This window comes from Ferranicluibacter rubi, assembly GCF_011603255.1.
Taxonomy (GTDB): domain Bacteria; phylum Pseudomonadota; class Alphaproteobacteria; order Rhizobiales; family Rhizobiaceae; genus Ferranicluibacter; species Ferranicluibacter rubi.
The window spans coordinates 213,642-229,873 of sequence record NZ_JAANCM010000008.1; the positions used below are offsets into that span (position 1 = coordinate 213,642).

Here is a 16,232-nt window from a genome sequence, read left to right on the forward strand (position 1 = left end):
TCAGGTGACAGGTTCGGACAGAACCTGCGCGCAGACTGATTCGCGGCTAAGCGGTGATTCTTCGGAAGTCTCGAAGCCTTAAGAATCTGACAGTGTCGGGAGAAGCTGACATTCGCTGGAAAACAACCTCTTGCTGATGAAATCGACGATGACCCGCACTTTCGGGGAAAGATGCCGGCTCGAAGGCCAGATCAGGTTGAACTGGCCGGGAGCATCGAGGTGATCCAGCAGCAGCGGCGTAAGCTCTCCGTTCCTGAGTGAGGCGGCGGCGAGAAAATCCGGCATGCAGCCGATGCCGAGTCCGCGCAGCACGGCGCCGCGCAATGCCTCCATATTGTTGCATGTCAGGACGTGACGGATCCTGACATCGGGCTCGCCCGCCGGACGCATCAAGGGCCAGTCCTGAATCTTGCCGCTATTGGGATAGCGGAAGCCGATCCCGACATGGGTGGACAGGTCGCGCGGGCAGGCCGGCGTTCCGCATTTCTCCAGATAGGCGGGTGACGCGCAGAGGAGCATCCGGAACGGCCGAAGCATGCGGACCATGATGCGGCTGTCGGGCAATTGCCCACTTCGGATAGCGACATCAACGCCTTCGTCGATGAGATCCACGATGCGGTCGGTGAAGTCCAGATCGAGTTCGATCTCCGGATAGAGCGACAGAAACTCGGAAAGCACCGGCAGGAGCAGGTGGTAGGCGACGATGGGCGCGCTGACCTTGACCCGCCCACGTGGAGTTTCCCGGGTTCGCAGCAGCGTTTCCTGCGCGTCGTCGAGATCGTCGAGGATGTGGCGGCATCGTTCGTGAAACGCGCGCCCTTCTTCCGTCAGCCGCAGGCTGCGGGTCGAACGCTGAAAGAGCCGGACGCCCAACTGACTTTCCAGCCGTGTAACAGCCTTTCCGACAGCAGACGGGGATAGACCGAGAACACGTCCGGCGGCAACGAAGCTGCCGAGATCGGCGGTGCGGACGAAGGCCCCGAGGCCGGTCAAACGGTCCATGTCTTCTGCTCCTTTATAGTGCCATTCGAGCGTTTTGATCCGTTATATCCGGAAGAATGACGCCATTTTCGAATACTCAATCATAAATATACTGAAGCGCAAAGAGGGCGCGTGTTGGCGCACCATTCTCCAGCTTCAGGGAAACACGCATGTCATCCTCATCCCGCGCGTCTGACGGACCTCGAACATGGCTGGCTTTGCTGGCCGTCTGCCTTGCCGCTGCTGCCATGCCCCTCACGTTCACGGGCACGGCGGTGGCGTTGCCCTCCATCGGGCGGGCGCTGGGCGGCAGTCCGGTCGCCATCGCCTGGGTGACGAACGCCTTCATGCTCACCTTCGGATCGACCCTGATGGCAGCGGGCGCCTTGGCGGACAGCTATGGCCGCAAGCGGATCTTCCTGGCGGGTGTCGGATCCTTCGCAGTGGTCTCGTTCGCGCTCGTTTTTGCCACAGATATTCTGGTGTTCGATCTCTTGCGCGCGGCCCAAGGGTTTGCAGCGGCTGCAGCGTTTTCGGGCGGCATGGCCGCCCTGGCGCAGGCGTTCGAGGGGCCGGCGCGGCTTCGCGCCTTCAGCATCGTCGGCACCAGCTTCGGCGTCGGCCTGTCGCTCGGCCCGGTGGCCTCGGGCCTGATGATCGAGGCACTCGGCTGGCGCAGTATCTTCCTGGCGGTGGTCGTCTTTGCCGTTCTCGCCTTCATCTTCGGCTGGTACGCATTGAAGGAGAGCCGGGATCCGGCGTCTCGCGGGCTCGACTGGGGCGGAGCGCTGACCTTCACCGCGGCGCTCGGCCTCTTCACCTACGGCATTTTGCTGGCGCCCGAGCGTGGCTGGAGCGACGGCATGGTCTTGGGATTGCTGGCAGGCGCACTCGTCTTCCTCCTCGCGTTCGTGGTCACTGAACGCGCGGTCTCCCGGCCTATGCTGGACCTCTCCTTGTTCGCCTATCCCCGTTTCGTTGGCGTTCAGCTGCTTGCGGCGGCTCCGGCCTATGGCTTCGTCGTCTTGCTGGTCTTGCTTCCCGGGCGCTTCATCGGCGTAGAGGGTATGGGCGAGGCGGCGGCGGGGACCTTGATGATCGCGCTTTCGGCGCCGCTGCTGATCCTGCCGATCGTGGCCGGACTTCTGACGCGCTGGCTCCGCCCTGCCACGATTTGCGGGGCGGGTTTGCTGATCTCGGCCGCCGGTCTGCTCTGGCTGTCGCAGATCCAGGTCGGTGCTCCGGTTCTTGCACTCGCTTTGCCCATGCTGGTGATCGGTACGGGCATCAGCTTTCCCTGGGGGCTGATGGATGGCCTTGCGGTCAGCGTTGTGCCCAAGGAGCGCGCAGGAATGGCGACAGGCATTTTCAGCACCACGAGGGTCGCCGGCGAAGGCGTTGCGCTCGCGGTCGTCAGCGCGATCCTGTCGATGCTGGTTGCCGACGGATTGAAGGGAAGCGCCATACCTTCGACCATTGCGACGAGCGCCCAAAGGCTTGCCGCCGGAGATCTCGGCGCGGCCGGGAATGCCTTGCAGGGAATCGATCGGGCAGTGCTGACGTCGCTCTACTCGAATGCCTTCAGCAACCTCCTCCTCCTGCTGACCGCCATCACCCTTCTGACCGCCCTCGTGGTCTTCGTCTTCCTCAGGACGAACGCTCACGATGTGAGCGAGGCTAGGGTCGAAAGCGCGGCCTGAAGAATTCGATCAGGCTGCAGTACGCCTGCAAGCGATCGCCGAAGTCGGCAAGCCAGGGCGCCGCACGACCTCGCTCTTCGTGAAGGACGCGTGGAAATCGCAGGCCGGCCAGGAACCGGTCTTGCTATTCCCGAGGTCGTCGCCCATGCTCAGCCAGGCACAGGACCGATCAGCGGAACGGGTTGTTTCGCTGCGAAGCGCTCCCTCCATGTCCGACTGTGCGATGGACCATGTCATTGCCGACGGGCGCAGCAATACGCTCGGTTCCTGACACGGCCTGTCGCGACGACGTCTTCCCTTATCCCCCTCCGCGAGACCCTTCATGACGCCTCTCTCAAATTCCCTTGCCGACGCCGATATCGCCAATGTGCTGCACCCCAATACGAACATGCGCCAGCATGAACGCACCGGGCCGCTGGTGATCGATCGCGGCGAGGGCATCCGGGTCTACGACAATACCGGCAAGGAATATATCGAGGGGCTGGCTGGTCTGTGGTCCGTCGCCGTCGGCTTTTCCGAGCCCCGGCTCGCCGAGGCTGCTCACCGGCAGATGCTGAAGCTGCCCTATTATCATACGTTCTCGTCGAAATCGCACGAGCCTTCGATCCGGCTTGCCGAAAAGCTGGTCGAGATGACGCCGCCGAACATCTCCCGCGCTTTCTTCACCTCGTCGGGTTCGGAAGCCAACGACACGATCGTCAAGATGGTGTGGTACATGAACAATGCGCTCGGCCGCCCGAACAAGAAGAAGTTTCTGTCCCGTATCAAGGGCTATCACGGCATCACGGTTGCGTCCGGCAGCCTGACCGGCCTGCCCACCAACCACCGCGATTTCGACCTGCCGGCCATCCCCGTGCATCATCTGACGTGCCCGCATTTCTACCGCTTCGGGGCGCCCGGCGAAGACGAGGCGGCCTTCACGGCACGGCTGCTCGCCGAACTCGAGACGGTCATCGCAACCGAAGGCGCCGACACAATCGCCGCCTTTATCGGTGAGCCGCTGATGGCGGCAGGCGGCGTGATGCCGCCGCCGGTCGGATACTGGGAAGGTGTGGAGCGGATCTGCCGCGCCCATGACATCCTGATTGTTTCCGACGAAGTCATCTGCGGCTTCGGGCGTCTGGGGACGCCGTTCGGTTGCCAGAAATATGGCTTCACGCCCGACATCATGACGCTGTCGAAGCAGATCACGTCGTCCTACATGCCGCTGGCCGCGGTCTTGTTTTCGGACCCGATCTACCAGGCGATCGCCGACAACTCGGAGAAGATCGGCATGTTCGGCCACGGCTACACCGCCTCCGGTCACCCGGTGGCAACCGCCGTCGCGCTCGAAAACCTCGCGATCATCGAGGAGCGTGACCTGATGGGCAATGCCGCCCGTCTTGAGGCACAGTTCCAGGCGGGACTCCAGGCCTTTGCGGATCATCCGCTGGTGGGCGAAGCGCGAGGTGCCGGCCTTATCGGCGCCGTCGAACTGGTCGCCGACAAGGCGACGCGCAAGCCGTTCGACAAGCTCGGCCGTGCCGGCGCCCTGGCCTCCACCATCGGCCATGAAGAGGGATTGATCTTCCGGGCGATCGGCGATCAGCTGGCACTTTGCCCGCCCTTGATCGTGACGCCCGAGGATATCACCGAGATCATGACCCGCATGGGGCGCACACTCGACCGCCTGACGGGCGCCGTCGCCGCAGAAGGGCTGGCGTAACTCTGAGCAGGATATCTCCGCCGGACCTGCCACACTTTCCGGAGCGACCATAACTCGCGGGTTATCAATCCGCGAGAAAAACTCATTTTACCGAACCGGAGGATCCCTGCAGTATCGGAGCCGGAGGGCGGACGTGTGAATTTTCCGCAGATGGGAAAGGCCACGGTCCGTTGTCAGGACGAGAGAGTAAGCCGCAATGCTTGACGCTCCCTGTTTCTGCCCGCGGGGGAAACGGCAGAGCGACGTGCTTCTCTCCCGTCGATATAGGCTTGGGAAGGAGAGAAAATGACAATCGGAAAGAGCGGCGTCGCGGTCGGATGGGTCGCGACACTCTGTTGGGCCGCTGTGGTGCTGGACGGTTTCGATCTCGTGGTACTGGGAGCTTTGATCCCGACGTTGACGGGCGGTGAAACGCCGTGGATGACGGCGCCGGAAGCGACCTTCGTATCGACCATCAGCCTTGTCGGCATGACGCTCGGGGCGTTGTCGATCGGTATCGCGACAGACAGCCTCGGCCGCCGCAAGGTGATGATCTGGGCGGTTGCCGCCTTCTCGCTGCTGACGCTCGCCTGTGGCCTGGCGCAGAACTGGTGGCAGCTCGGTATCTTCCGTTTCCTTGCTGGCTTCGGGCTGGGCGGCTGCTTACCGACAGCCATTGCCATGGTCACCGAGTTTTCACGCGGCAAGGCCGGCGAGGCCTCGACCACGGTCATGACCGGCTATCACGTCGGGGCCGTTTCGACGGCCCTTCTCGGTCTATTGCTTCTGCCATCGCTCGGCTGGCGCGCCATGTTCTTCGCAGGCGCCGTTCCCGGTTTCGTGCTCGTCCCGCTGATGATCCGTTACCTGCCGGAATCTCCGGCTTTCCTGCTCGCCAAGGGTCGAACCGAAGAGGCCCGCCAGATTGGCGATGCCTTCGGTCTCAATATCGACGCGCCGGTGGCCGGTCAGCCGAAGGAGCGGCCGTCGATCGCCACCCTTCTTCGCCCGCCGATCCTGCGCAACAGCATCGCCATCTGGGTGACGTCCTTCATGGGACTTCTTCTGGTCTACGCGCTGAACACCTGGCTTCCGGCGATGATGGTCGCCGCCGACTACGGGCTTGAGCGCGGGCTTTGGCTGCTTCTACTTCTCAATGCGGGTGCCGTCGTCGGTCTGATCGTCGCCGGGCGCGTCGGCGACGCGATCGGCCTGAAGCGGGCCGCGGTGTTGTGGTTCGTCTGCGGCGGCGTCCTGCTGGCCATCCTCTCGGTGAAAACCCCGGTCGGGTTGCTGTATCCTCTGGTGTTCATGACCGGTTGCTTCGTCTTTTCGGCCCAGGTCCTCGTCTATGCCTTCACCGCCGCAAACCACCCGCCTGCCATCCGCGCCACCGCGCTCGGCATGTCGGCGGGCGTCGGCCGCCTTGGTGCTATCGCCGGTCCGCTGGTCGGGGGAACGCTCGTGTCGCTCGGCATGGGCCACCCGTGGGGCTTCTACGCGTTCGCAGCCGTTGGCTTTGTCGGCGCCCTTGCCATGCTGGGGACGCATACGCTGCGGTCGGCACGGGACGCGTGACGAGAAGGGACATGGTCCGCGGGCCGCATAATTCTGCGTGCTGCCCGCGGCTGAGACGGTGCTAGACCCCGGCAATGCGCCGCAGATCGTCCACGGCGCCGGGAGCCGCGGCCAATACCGCGGCGCCGCGGGTTAGCTGCTCGCCTTCGACGGGGAAGGGATGGTGCCAGCCGCCGGCCTCCGTCACCAGGCAATAGCCTGCAAGGCAATCCCAGGCATGCATGTAGGGTTCGTAATAGCCGACCAGCCGGCCCGCCGCGACATAGGCGAGCATCAGTGCGCCCGACCCATTGCGGATGAAATTGCCGCCGGCTTCCATCAGCGTTTCCACCATCTTTCCGACGAAGGCCGGTGTGACGTAATTGTTGGCGCCGATGCCGGTGACGGCGTTGCGGATGGTGCGTGATGGGTCGAGGGTCAGCACCCGGCCGTTGAGCACGGCGCCTTTGCCCGTGGCTGCGGCGTAGAGCTCATCGAAGCAGGGCGCGTAGATCACGCCGATCACCGGCTTGCTGTTGAAGAGGACCGCGATGGAAACGCACCAGCTCGGCATGCCGTTGACGAAGGGGCTGGTGCCGTCGATCGGATCGACCACCCAGGTATAGCCTGAGGCGCCCGTGGCAAGGCCGTACTCTTCGCCGAGAAATCCGTCATCCGGGTGGGCGTCGGCCACCGCGGCGCGAATCAGGTTTTCCACCTCGCGGTCGGCGATCGAGACGACGTCCTGCGCGTCGCGCTTGGTTTCGATGACCAGTGTTTCGCGGCGGTTGAAATAGTCGAGAGCGACAGCGCCGGCGTTGCGGGCGATCGTCTGCGCGAGAGCGAAGCGGGCGTCGAGATCATGCGTCATGTGAAGTCCTTGTGTACGAAGCGGCTCAGTCGTTGATAATGGCAATGCCGCGTCCTTTGAAGCCGACAGCGACATCTGTTGCAGGCGGCAGCGCCCGTTCCACCGCGGGATCGACCACGAACAGCCGCCCGGTGCCGGTCTCCACCTCATATTCCACATGGTCGCCGAGGTAAGCGGCATGGGTAATCCGCCCCGGGAAGGCGGCGGTTGACGCCGGCTCCAGCGTAATCGAGTTCGGTCGCACGGCAAGCTTGGCAGGCCCTGGCCGTGCGTTGCGGCTGGGCACGCGATGTTCGAGCGCCCCGATGCGAATGGTCGCGTCCGCCCCTTCGACGCGGATGACGTCGCAGGCGACGACGTTGGCCTCGCCCATGAAATCGGCGATGAAGGCCGAAGCGGGGGCCTCGTAGAGATCGCGCGGCGAGCCCTCCTGTGCGATCACGCCATCCTTCATGATGATGATGCGGTCGGAGACGGCCAGCGCTTCGTCCTGATCATGCGTCACGTAGACGGCGGTGAAGCCGAGACGCTGCTGCAGCTCGCGGATTTCGGTGCGCACCTGCCGGCGCAGGCGCGCGTCGAGGTTGGAGAGCGGCTCGTCGAGCAGAAGCACCTGCGGCTCCAGCACCAGCGCCCGGGCGACGGCCACGCGTTGCTGCTGGCCGCCGGAGAGTTCGGCGGGAAGCCGCGCGCCCATGCCGGCAAGGCCGACGAGCTTCAGGCCCTCTTCCGCCCGCTCGCGCGCGTCCTTTCGCTTCATGCCGGAGGACTCGAGGCCGTAGGCCACGTTGTCGAGCGAGCTCATATGCGGAAACAGCGCGTAGGACTGGAACACCATCGACACGTCGCGCTCATTGGCCGGCAGCATCGTCACGTCCTTGCCGCCGATGAGGATCTGCCCGGAGGTGGGATGTTCGAGGCCCGCGAGCATGCGCAGCGTCGTGGTCTTGCCGCAGCCCGAGGGGCCGAGCAGGGTCACGAGCTGGCCGGGCTCGATGGTGATGGACAGGTCGTGAATGGCGGTGAAGGCACCGAACTGCTTCTTGACGTGCTGGAAGACGACGGAACCGGCGCGGGAATGGATCATGCTGTTTTCTCCTGACCGAGAAGGGATGAAGGCGCGGAGCGAAGGCCGGCGACCCGGTTTTCACGGCGCAGCCGGCGTTCGCCGACGAGAAGCTGGAAGCCGGCGATGATGACGATCATCACGACGATCAGCATGGAGGAATAAGCAATCGCCACGCCATACTCGCCGTTCTCGACAAGGCCGACGATGTAGGAGGTCGCCATGTTGTATTCGGCGCTGACGAGGAAGATGACCGCGCTGATGGAGGTGATCGCCCGCACGAAGGAGTAGACCAGTGCTGCCGTGATCGCCGGGCGCAGCAGCGGCAGGATGACCTTGCGCATCGTGCGGAAGCTCGTGGCGCGCAGCGTCAACGACGCCTCGTCGAGGCTCTTGTCGAGCTGGCTCATGGCCGCCACCCCGCCACGTACGCCGACCGGCATGTTGCGGAAGACGAAGCAGGCGATGAGGATCAGCGCGGTGCCGGTCATCTCAAGCGGCGGCAGGTTGAACGCCATGATGTAGCTGATGCCGATGACCGTGCCGGGAATGGCAAAGCTCATCATCAGCGCGAACTCGAACACGTTGCGACCGACGAATTTCTGACGGACGATGATGTAGGCCGTGAGCAGCCCGACAGCGGCCGTCAGCGGTGCCGAGATCAGCGCGATCTCCATGGTCGTCCAGAAGGAATTCCACGCGACGCCGGTCCAGGCGAGCACGCCGTCGCGCATCTCGACCGAAAAGGCTCTGGCGTAGTGATCGAGCGTCAGCGAATTGTCGAGCCCCCAGGTTTTGACGAAGCCGCCGAAGAGGATCATGCCGTAGATGACGATGGTGAAGAGCATCCACGGAACGACGAGGGCATGCACGCCGATGGAGAGCGAGCGCGGTAGGGCGATGTGCGATCCGCTGTCGCCTTTGCCGGTGACGGTCGCGAAGTTCTTGCCGGCCAGCCAATAGCGCTGGGCGAGAAATGCGGTGAGCGTGAAGCAGAGCAGGATGATGGCGAGCACCGCGGCGCGCGAGGGATCGTTCTGCGAGCCGACGACGGCAAAGAAGATCTCGGTCGAGAGCACCCCGTGGCTGCCGCCGAGCACCAGCGGATTGCCGAAATCGGCCATGCTTTCGATGAAGCCGATGAGGAACGCATTGGCGATGCCCGGCTTCATTAAAGGCAGCGAGACCCGCCAGAAGGTGCGCCAGCGATCGGCGCGCAGCGTCTGTGATGCCTCTTCCATCGATGGGCTGACGCCTTCGACAACGCCGATGAGCACGAGGAAGGAGATGGGCGTAAACGACAGGACCTGCGCAATCCAGATGCCGGTCATCCCGTAGAGCCAGCGGCCGGGCTCGATGCCGAACAGGCTGGAGAGCGCTTCGGTAACGACGCCGGCGCGGCCGAAGAGCAGCGTCAGCGCAAGGCCGATGACGAAGGGCGGCGTGATGATCGGCAGGACGGTGAGGAGGCGCAGTCCCTTCTTGAAGGGAAAGCGCGTGCGGGTGGCGACCAGCGCAAAGGCCAGCCCCATGATGGTGGAGCCGCCGGCCGTCATGATCGCCAGCCACAGCGTGCGCCACGCAACGCCGCACCGCTCCCCGCCGACGACGCAGCCGAGGCTCCAGATGGCGGGGTCCTGAATGTTGCGGGTGAAGCCGTCCGGATTGAGCGAGCCGTCGAAATCCTGAAACGCGCCGACCAGCATGCTGCCGACCGGGTAGAATACGAAGATCGCAACGAGAAAGACGAGAAGCGCGATGGAAGCGACGACGAAGGCATCGCCCTTCATGGCGCCGCGCTCGGCAAGGCCGAAGGAGAAGAGGAGCACGAAGACCAGCGCCGAGAGCATGGCGCCGGCGCCCATCGACGGTTGCCCGTCGGACAGCGCCCCGAACAGAGTCTCACTGATCGTCCAGGACCAGCCGGAATAACCGATAGCCAGCCCCTGCAGCGTTAGGAACACCACGCCGATGGCACCGGATAGGACAAGGAGCGCGCCGCGTCGTTTCGGATCTCGCGTGAAGCGGGCAATGCCGGCGACCACCAGCATCAGCGCAGCGATGGCGAGCCACCAGCGGCCGTGCAGAAGGATCTGCAACAGGCCGGGCGAGACCGAGGCTTCGCCGGGGAAGCCCGACAACCAGCCGAGCCCCAGAAACCCGCCCTCGATCCTGTACCAGGGGACGAGTAGGAAGGCCAGAATGCCAAGACCGAGCGTGATATCCAGTCTGCGGTTACGATTGTCTTTGCCGGTATCCATCCCGATCCCCTCTTCAAGCCATGCCATGTTTCAAAGCCTTGCGCCGGCCAACACCTCCGCCAGCCGGCACGAGGCGCGTATCAGTTCGCGTTGGCGCTAATCTCGCGGTCCCAGCGCTCCAGCAGTTCCTTGCGCTTGGCCGGGTCGCCATAGGTCTTGAAGTCGTAGTCGATCAGCTTGATGTCCTCGAAGCGCGGCGCCTCCTTGGGGATCTCGGCCGACTTGTTGGACGGCAGCTGGAAGGACTTGGCGTCCTTCATGCGCGACTGGACGGCGGGCGAGAGTGCCCAGTCGTACCAGATCTTCGCATTGTCGAGGTTCTTCGCGCCCTTGACGATCGACATGGAGCCGATCTCGTAGCCGGTGCCTTCGCAAGGTGCGACCGACTTAACCGGGAAGCCTTCCGCCGTCTGGGCTACCGCGTCATGCATGAAGACGATGCCGATGGCCGTTTCGCCACGGGCCGCCGCCTTCACCGGAGCGGAGCCGGACTTGGTATATTGCGAGATGTTGGCGTTGAGCTTCTTCAGGTAGTCGTAGGCCTGGTCCTCGCCCATGATCTGGACCAGCGAGGCGAGCGCGGTATAGGCGGTGCCCGACGAGTTCGGATTGGCGATCTGGATCTCGCCCTTGAAGGCGGGATTGAGAAGATCGGCCCAGCATTTCGGCTCGGTAAAGCCCTTCGCCTTGAAGATCTCGGTGTTGTAGCCCCAGCCGAGCGCGCCGGCATAGACGCCGACGGTCTTGAAGCCGGAGCCTTCGGCCTGCTTCTGCGCCCAATCCTGCAGCTGGTCGAGCAGCGGCGACTTGTATTCCTGCGTCAGTCCGTCGGACGCCGCCTGCATATGGGGATCGCCGGTGCCGGCCCACCAGATATCCGTCTTCGGATTGCGCGCCTCCGCGCGGATCTTGGCGTAAGTTTCGCCCGACGACAGGCGCACCATATTGACCTTGATGTCGTGGTCCTTCTCGAAGTCGCCCTTCATCTGCTCGCAGATGACAACGTCTGCCGAGCAGATCAGGTTGAGCGTACCGGCCGCCTGCGCCGACGTGGCGGTCAGCGCGGTCCCTGCCATCCATAGAATGGCGGCTGTGGTGGTTTTCATGGTCTTTCCTCCTTGGTTGAACGTATTTTCGGACGACACGGGGACGCCTTGCCCATTTGCATCTGCAATCGGGCTGACGTGTTCCGTCCTGTGTGTGATGCCTCGGCGCCGGCGGAAACGCGCAGGCGACGGTCTTGCCGGAGAGGGCAGCTTCCTCTCCCTCGTATTTGGTCAGGGGATCCCGCGGATCTCGCTGTCGAAACGTTTCAGAAGCCGGCGGCGCTCGTCCGCCGAGCCGAAGGTCGCGAAGTCGTAATCGACCATCCGGATCATCGAAATGTCAGGTGCACCGGGCGGCAGGGACGCGCCGGCATTGGACGGCACCTGGTTCTGCCCGGCGGCAGCCCCTGTCGCCTGTCCCTCGGCACTCAGCGCAAAATCGACGAAGGCGCGGGCCGCCTCCAGGTTTTTCGCACCTTTGACGATGCTGACGGCGCCGATCTCGTAGCCCGTGCCTTCGCAGGGCGCGACGATTTCGAGTGGGTAGCCCGCCTGCCGCAGCGTCACCGCGTCGTGGATGAAGGAAATACCGATCAGCGTCTCGCCATGGGCGGCATCCTTGACCGGGGCCGAACCCGACTGCGGATAGGCACGGATATTGGCGCCGAGCCGGCCGAGATATTTGAACGCCTCATCTTCCCCGAAGAGCTGAACCAGCGTCGCCAGCGCGGTATAGGCCGTCCCCGACGAATTCGGATCGGCAAGCTCGATGGCGCCGGCATAGGTTCCATCGAGCAGGTCCTTCCAGCAGGCCGGGGCTTTAAGGCCCTTCTGCTTCAAAAGGTCGGTATTGTAGGCAAAGCCGAGCGCTCCGGCATAGATGCCTGCGGAATGCCCGCCCGAGAGATCGAAGAAATTGTCGGCCCAAGGCAGCATCGCGGTGGTCGTTTGCGGCTGGTAGGATTGCAGCAAGCCTTCGTCGGCCGCCTGCAACTGCGCATCGCCCGTGCCGCCCCACCAGACATCCGTTTGCGGATCGGCCTTCTCATTGCGCACCTGATCGAGGATCTCGCCGGTGCTCTTGCGCGTGACGGTCGCGTCGATCCGCAACCGTGTCATCACCGCGTATTTCATGGCCGCGCACCAGGCCTCGTCCACACCGCACAGCACGTTGAGCCGCGCTATGGGCTCTGCACGTGCGGTCACGCCGAACGACAGACACGCCGCCGCTGCCAGACAGATGAACGTCCTCACCAAAAGCCTCCACTCGGGAACAATGATGTCCCGACCTCCGCAGCCAGAATGGCAGATACAGCGAACGCTTCAAGGACGGAGTGGTTACCGTTGTTACAGCCGATATTTCCGACGGTTGCGAACCTTTCAAATGTTACATTTGTAACAGATCGCGTCATCGGCAAGCATTTGAACATTCCGTCCCGAAGCCTATGCTGCTGCAGGAGGAATTTCGATATGCAGGTGAAGATTCTGATCGTGGAGGACGATCCGGATATGGCGGAGATGTTGTTCGATCTCGTGGAGGCGGAGGGCTGGACGCCGTTCGTGGCGGGTTCGGCCGAGGAGGCGACGGCCTTCCTGTCGCGCGAGATCGTGCATCTCATCCTGCTGGATCACAATCTCCCCGGTGCGTCGGGGCGAACATTCGCGCAGCGCATTCGCAGCAGCATGGATGTGGGCATCATCATGGTGACGGCGGCCGGCAGCTCGGCCGAGCGCGTGCTGGGCCTGGAGACAGCCGCTGACGACTATATCGTCAAACCGTTCGAGCCGATCGAGCTTGCCGCCCGTATGAAGGCAGTGCTGCGCCGCTCGGTCCTGATGTCGAAGCCCGAGCGCATGCCGGAGCTGGCGGCCGACCTCGCGCCCGCTGCATCGGCGCTCAAGCTCGGAGATTGGACGGTCGACCTGAAGCGCAGGCTGGCCGTCTGCGATGGGCAGCCGGGCAAGACGCTGACGGGTGCCGAGTTCGCACTTCTGGAACTGCTTGCCGAAACGCCCAACCTTCCGGTCACCCGATCCCAGATTCTCGAGCGGCTGGGCAGTGGCACGGACCGCTACGTGGATCGCAATGTCGACGTACTGGTTCTGAGGCTGCGCCGCAAGATCGAGCAGAACCCGGAACTGCCGCGATACATCAAGACGCGCCGGGGCCGCGGCTACGTGCTGGAAGTTCTGCGCCGCGAGACGGAGCAATGACTCGTCGCGCCTTCTTTTCCTCGATTGCATTCCGTCTTCCCGCTGCCATCCTGCTCATCGGCGCGCTGGTGCTTGGCATTTCCACGGTCGCCATCGTCGGTCTCCTGAAGGCGCGAAACGAGATGGCCACCTATGGCACGCAGGCCTTCGTCAGCCTCGGCAAATCCGCCATCGTTTCCAAACAGGTATCCGACCTCGTTTCCAGCGCGCCCTTCCTGATGAACGCGACCTCGCCCTATCGCATTTCCAGCGAGAGCCGTGCCGTGCTGACCCAGGTCGAGGCGCTGATGATCATGATGCAGCCCCGGCCGGAGCGGACGGCAGCGCCCACCGATGGAAGGGTACTGGCGCTGCTGGGCACGATCCAGCAGCAGACGATTACCATGTTGCAAAATGCCGAGGCGGCGCAGGCGCACAAATCGGATGCCGCGATGGCGCTCAGCCAGATCGCGACGCGGGACATGACGACGGTTCGCAACCTGCAGCCAGGCCTCAACGCCATCGCGCAATCCGCCTCGACATCCGACAGCCTGTTTCAGCTAGGCGAACTCCAGAGGCGCTATGTCCGGGAGCTGTCGATTGCCGAGGCCGCGCCTGTGCGCATGGATCAGGCCGCGCTCGATGCCCATCGCCGCATCTTTGCGGCACAGACGCGGTATTTGCGGGAGATGTTTTCCATTCGCGCCGCGATCACGCGCCTCCACACGGTTTCGCGCGAACTGTCGCTCGCCGTCGAGTCGCAGAACGATAGCGTGGTGGGGAAGCTCGGCGACGATGTGCAGGCGATCTCGCAGATGCTGCAAAGGCTGCTCAGTATCGTCTTCGTCACAGCGCTCCTGATGCTGCTCATCGCAGCGCTCGCCATCCGGTCCGTCATGCGGGTCTCCCGCGGAATCGTTGATCTCTCGGCCGGCATGAACGCGCTCGCCGGCGGGCAGAAGCAGATCGCCGTGCCGCGTTATCGCGGCGACGAGACGGAACTGATCCGGCTGGTGCAGGCTTTCAGCGCCTTCCGCGAGAGCGTCGATCGCGTTAGCCGGATGCGCCGAAAGGCGGAGACGGCGGCCAAGACGATCCGCGCGATCTTTCGCAGCATGAACGAGGGCATCGCCCTGTTCGACGCCGCCGGCAAGCCTATCGCCATGAACCGTCGGGTGATCGAGCTTGTCGGGCGCGGCGGTGCCTCGCGAAAGCTGCCTTTGCAGCGTTTCCTTGATGGTCTGCCCGATATCGATGCCATGGGTTTGCAGGATGCGCTCGACGACACGGAGCGGCCGGGCAAACCCTTCGTCTTCCGCCTGCGCCAGGAAGACGGGCAGGTGGTGGAGGTGTCGCTTTCGCGCCAGATGGATGGCGGTTTCGTTCTCCTTGCGCGCGACGTGACCGAGGCCGACCGGCAGGAAGCCGAGGCCGCCAAGTCCCTGAGGCTCGACGGCATTATGCGCATGACGCACCAGCTCGCCCATGAGGTCGGCAATATGATCGGCATCGTCACCGGCAGTCTCGGCCTTCTGGAGCGCGAGGACGGCGTGACCGATCGCCAGAGGCGGCATCTGAACCGCATCCGCAAGGCGGCCGACCGGGGCCGCGCGCTGTCCTCCAGCATGCTGTCGGTCGCAAGCCAGCAGCAGATCTTTCCCGTGTCGATTGATCTCGGATCCGTGCTGACCGGCATGATCGACGTTCTCGAAATCGCCGTCGGCGAGACCTGCCGGGTCACGCTGTCGACGGCCGGGGATCTGCCGCCGGTCTATCTCGACCCCTCGCTCTTCGAGCAATCCGTGCTCAACCTCTGCCTGAACGCGGCCGCAGCCATGCCGAAGGGCGGAGAGATCGCCATCTCGGCCACCCATGACGGTACATCCGTCGTGGTTTCCGTTTCCGACGCGGGCGTCGGAATGACATCGGAGGCGATCGACAAGGCTTTCGAGCCCTATTTCACGACGCGCATGAAAAACGGCAGTGCCGGCCTCGGTCTTGCAACCGTCTACGGCTTCGTTCGCCAGTCCGGCGGAGATGCGACCATCGAGTCGCGGCTGGGCGAGGGCACCCGGGTAACGCTCACCTTCCCCGATCGGCGGTTTGAAAGCCTTTCAGGCTCTACGACGGCGTGAGCGCCCGACCGATCATGTCTGCAAAGCCGCGATGACCGGCGGGGGTGATCTTCAGCGTCCTGCTGTTCGGCGTCCGCATCACCCATCCGAGCTCGATCGTTCGCGTCAGCAGTGCCGTGCCGAGCCGTCCCGCCATATGCGGCCGGCGCTCGCTCCAGTCGAGGCACATGCGGCAGACCGGACGCTTCGGGCGGTGGGTCGTTGCGAGGTCGATTCCGAAATCGCAGAAGAAGCGATGTCCTTCGTCCGAGAGAACACCGACGCCCTCCGACCGGTGAAGGAGCCCCCGCTGCTCCAGCGTGGCGGTGATCTCGACAGCGAGGCGGCCGGCCATATGGTCGTAGCACGTCCGTGCCCAGCGCATCGCTTCGTCGCGTGGGCCGTGGCGCTTCACCGGCGCGGCCAGCGGCATCTGCGAGAGCGCCATCAGGCCTTCCAGCGCTTGTGCGACGGAGGGCGAGGCGAGCCGGAAATAGCGATGGCGTCCCTGCCGCTCGGCCGTAACGAGCCGTCCATCGAGAAGCTTTGCGAGGTGCCCGCTCGCCGTCTGCGGCGTGATGCCAGCATGAGATGCCAGTTCCCCTGCCGTCAACGCTTCGCCGCCGATCAGGGCGGCCAGCATATTGGCGCGTGCGGGGTCGCCCATGAGATGGGCCGCCTGGGCGATCATGTTGCCGGTGGGAAGGTCGATCATGGCCGCAGACTATCGGTTTGCCGCCCGCGTGTCAGGCGCGAATG

Annotated in this window: 12 protein-coding genes; 5 read left to right on the plus strand and 7 right to left on the minus strand. The window is 64.0% G+C overall.

Annotation, left to right across the window (positions count from 1 at the left end; all coding sequences use genetic code 11):
• Positions 1 to 78: 78 nt before the first annotated feature.
• Positions 79 to 1,002 carry a LysR family transcriptional regulator gene (locus G8E10_RS16590; RefSeq protein WP_110801304.1) on the minus strand — a complete coding sequence of 308 codons (924 nt, stop codon included), beginning with the start codon at positions 1,000 to 1,002 and terminating at the stop codon, positions 79 to 81.
• Positions 1,003 to 1,151: 149 nt separating this feature from the next.
• Here G8E10_RS16590 and G8E10_RS16595 point away from each other — a divergent pair, with 149 nt between their 5' ends.
• The 3 genes from G8E10_RS16595 (at position 1,152) to G8E10_RS16605 (ending at position 5,943) form a co-directional block, all read left to right on the plus strand.
• Positions 1,152 to 2,681: an MFS transporter gene (locus G8E10_RS16595; RefSeq protein ID WP_167129997.1), complete on the plus strand. Its 1,530-nt coding sequence runs from the start codon at positions 1,152 to 1,154 to the stop codon at positions 2,679 to 2,681.
• Between the two features lie 322 nt (positions 2,682 to 3,003).
• Positions 3,004 to 4,386, plus strand: a complete 1,383-nt coding sequence (locus G8E10_RS16600; RefSeq protein ID WP_132664966.1) for an aspartate aminotransferase family protein — start codon at positions 3,004 to 3,006, stop codon at positions 4,384 to 4,386.
• A gap of 285 nt (positions 4,387 to 4,671) precedes the next feature.
• Positions 4,672 to 5,943 (plus strand): MFS transporter, encoded by a 1,272-nt coding sequence (locus G8E10_RS16605; protein ID WP_110801300.1) that lies wholly within the window; start codon positions 4,672 to 4,674, stop codon positions 5,941 to 5,943.
• A 61-nt stretch (positions 5,944 to 6,004) separates the two neighbouring features.
• Here the strand turns inward: G8E10_RS16605 and G8E10_RS16610 are convergent, their stop codons facing one another.
• The 5 genes from G8E10_RS16610 to G8E10_RS16630 all read right to left on the minus strand — a co-directional run bounded on the left by G8E10_RS16610 (position 6,005) and on the right by G8E10_RS16630 (position 12,420).
• Positions 6,005 to 6,793, minus strand: a complete 789-nt coding sequence (locus G8E10_RS16610) for an inositol monophosphatase family protein (protein WP_110801299.1) — start codon at positions 6,791 to 6,793, stop codon at positions 6,005 to 6,007.
• Between the two features lie 25 nt (positions 6,794 to 6,818).
• Positions 6,819 to 7,880: an ABC transporter ATP-binding protein gene (locus G8E10_RS16615; protein WP_110801298.1), complete on the minus strand. Its 1,062-nt coding sequence runs from the start codon at positions 7,878 to 7,880 to the stop codon at positions 6,819 to 6,821.
• Positions 7,877 to 10,120 carry an ABC transporter permease gene (locus tag G8E10_RS16620; RefSeq protein ID WP_110801297.1) on the minus strand — a complete coding sequence of 748 codons (2,244 nt, stop codon included), beginning with the start codon at positions 10,118 to 10,120 and terminating at the stop codon, positions 7,877 to 7,879. The genes G8E10_RS16615 and G8E10_RS16620 overlap by 4 nt, the downstream gene beginning before the upstream one ends.
• A gap of 80 nt (positions 10,121 to 10,200) precedes the next feature.
• Positions 10,201 to 11,226 (minus strand): ABC transporter substrate-binding protein, encoded by a 1,026-nt coding sequence (locus G8E10_RS16625; RefSeq protein ID WP_110801296.1) that lies wholly within the window; start codon positions 11,224 to 11,226, stop codon positions 10,201 to 10,203.
• A gap of 171 nt (positions 11,227 to 11,397) precedes the next feature.
• Positions 11,398 to 12,420, minus strand: coding sequence for an ABC transporter substrate-binding protein (locus G8E10_RS16630; RefSeq protein ID WP_422038480.1), 1,023 nt, complete (start codon positions 12,418 to 12,420; stop codon positions 11,398 to 11,400).
• Between the two features lie 216 nt (positions 12,421 to 12,636).
• On the opposite strand from G8E10_RS16630, the gene G8E10_RS16635 reads away from it, so the two are divergent.
• Both G8E10_RS16635 and G8E10_RS16640 read left to right on the plus strand, forming a co-directional pair.
• Positions 12,637 to 13,380 carry a response regulator transcription factor gene (locus tag G8E10_RS16635; RefSeq protein ID WP_110801294.1) on the plus strand — a complete coding sequence of 248 codons (744 nt, stop codon included), beginning with the start codon at positions 12,637 to 12,639 and terminating at the stop codon, positions 13,378 to 13,380.
• Positions 13,377 to 15,494 carry an ATP-binding protein gene (locus G8E10_RS16640; protein WP_110801293.1) on the plus strand — a complete coding sequence of 706 codons (2,118 nt, stop codon included), beginning with the start codon at positions 13,377 to 13,379 and terminating at the stop codon, positions 15,492 to 15,494. The genes G8E10_RS16635 and G8E10_RS16640 overlap by 4 nt, the downstream gene beginning before the upstream one ends.
• Here G8E10_RS16640 and G8E10_RS16645 read toward each other — a convergent pair.
• On the minus strand, positions 15,481 to 16,188 hold the full coding sequence (locus G8E10_RS16645) for an ArsR/SmtB family transcription factor (protein ID WP_110801292.1): 708 nt from the start codon (positions 16,186 to 16,188) through the stop codon (positions 15,481 to 15,483). The two genes, G8E10_RS16640 and G8E10_RS16645, sit on opposite strands and share 14 nt — an antisense overlap.
• Positions 16,189 to 16,232: the final 44 nt, after the last annotated feature.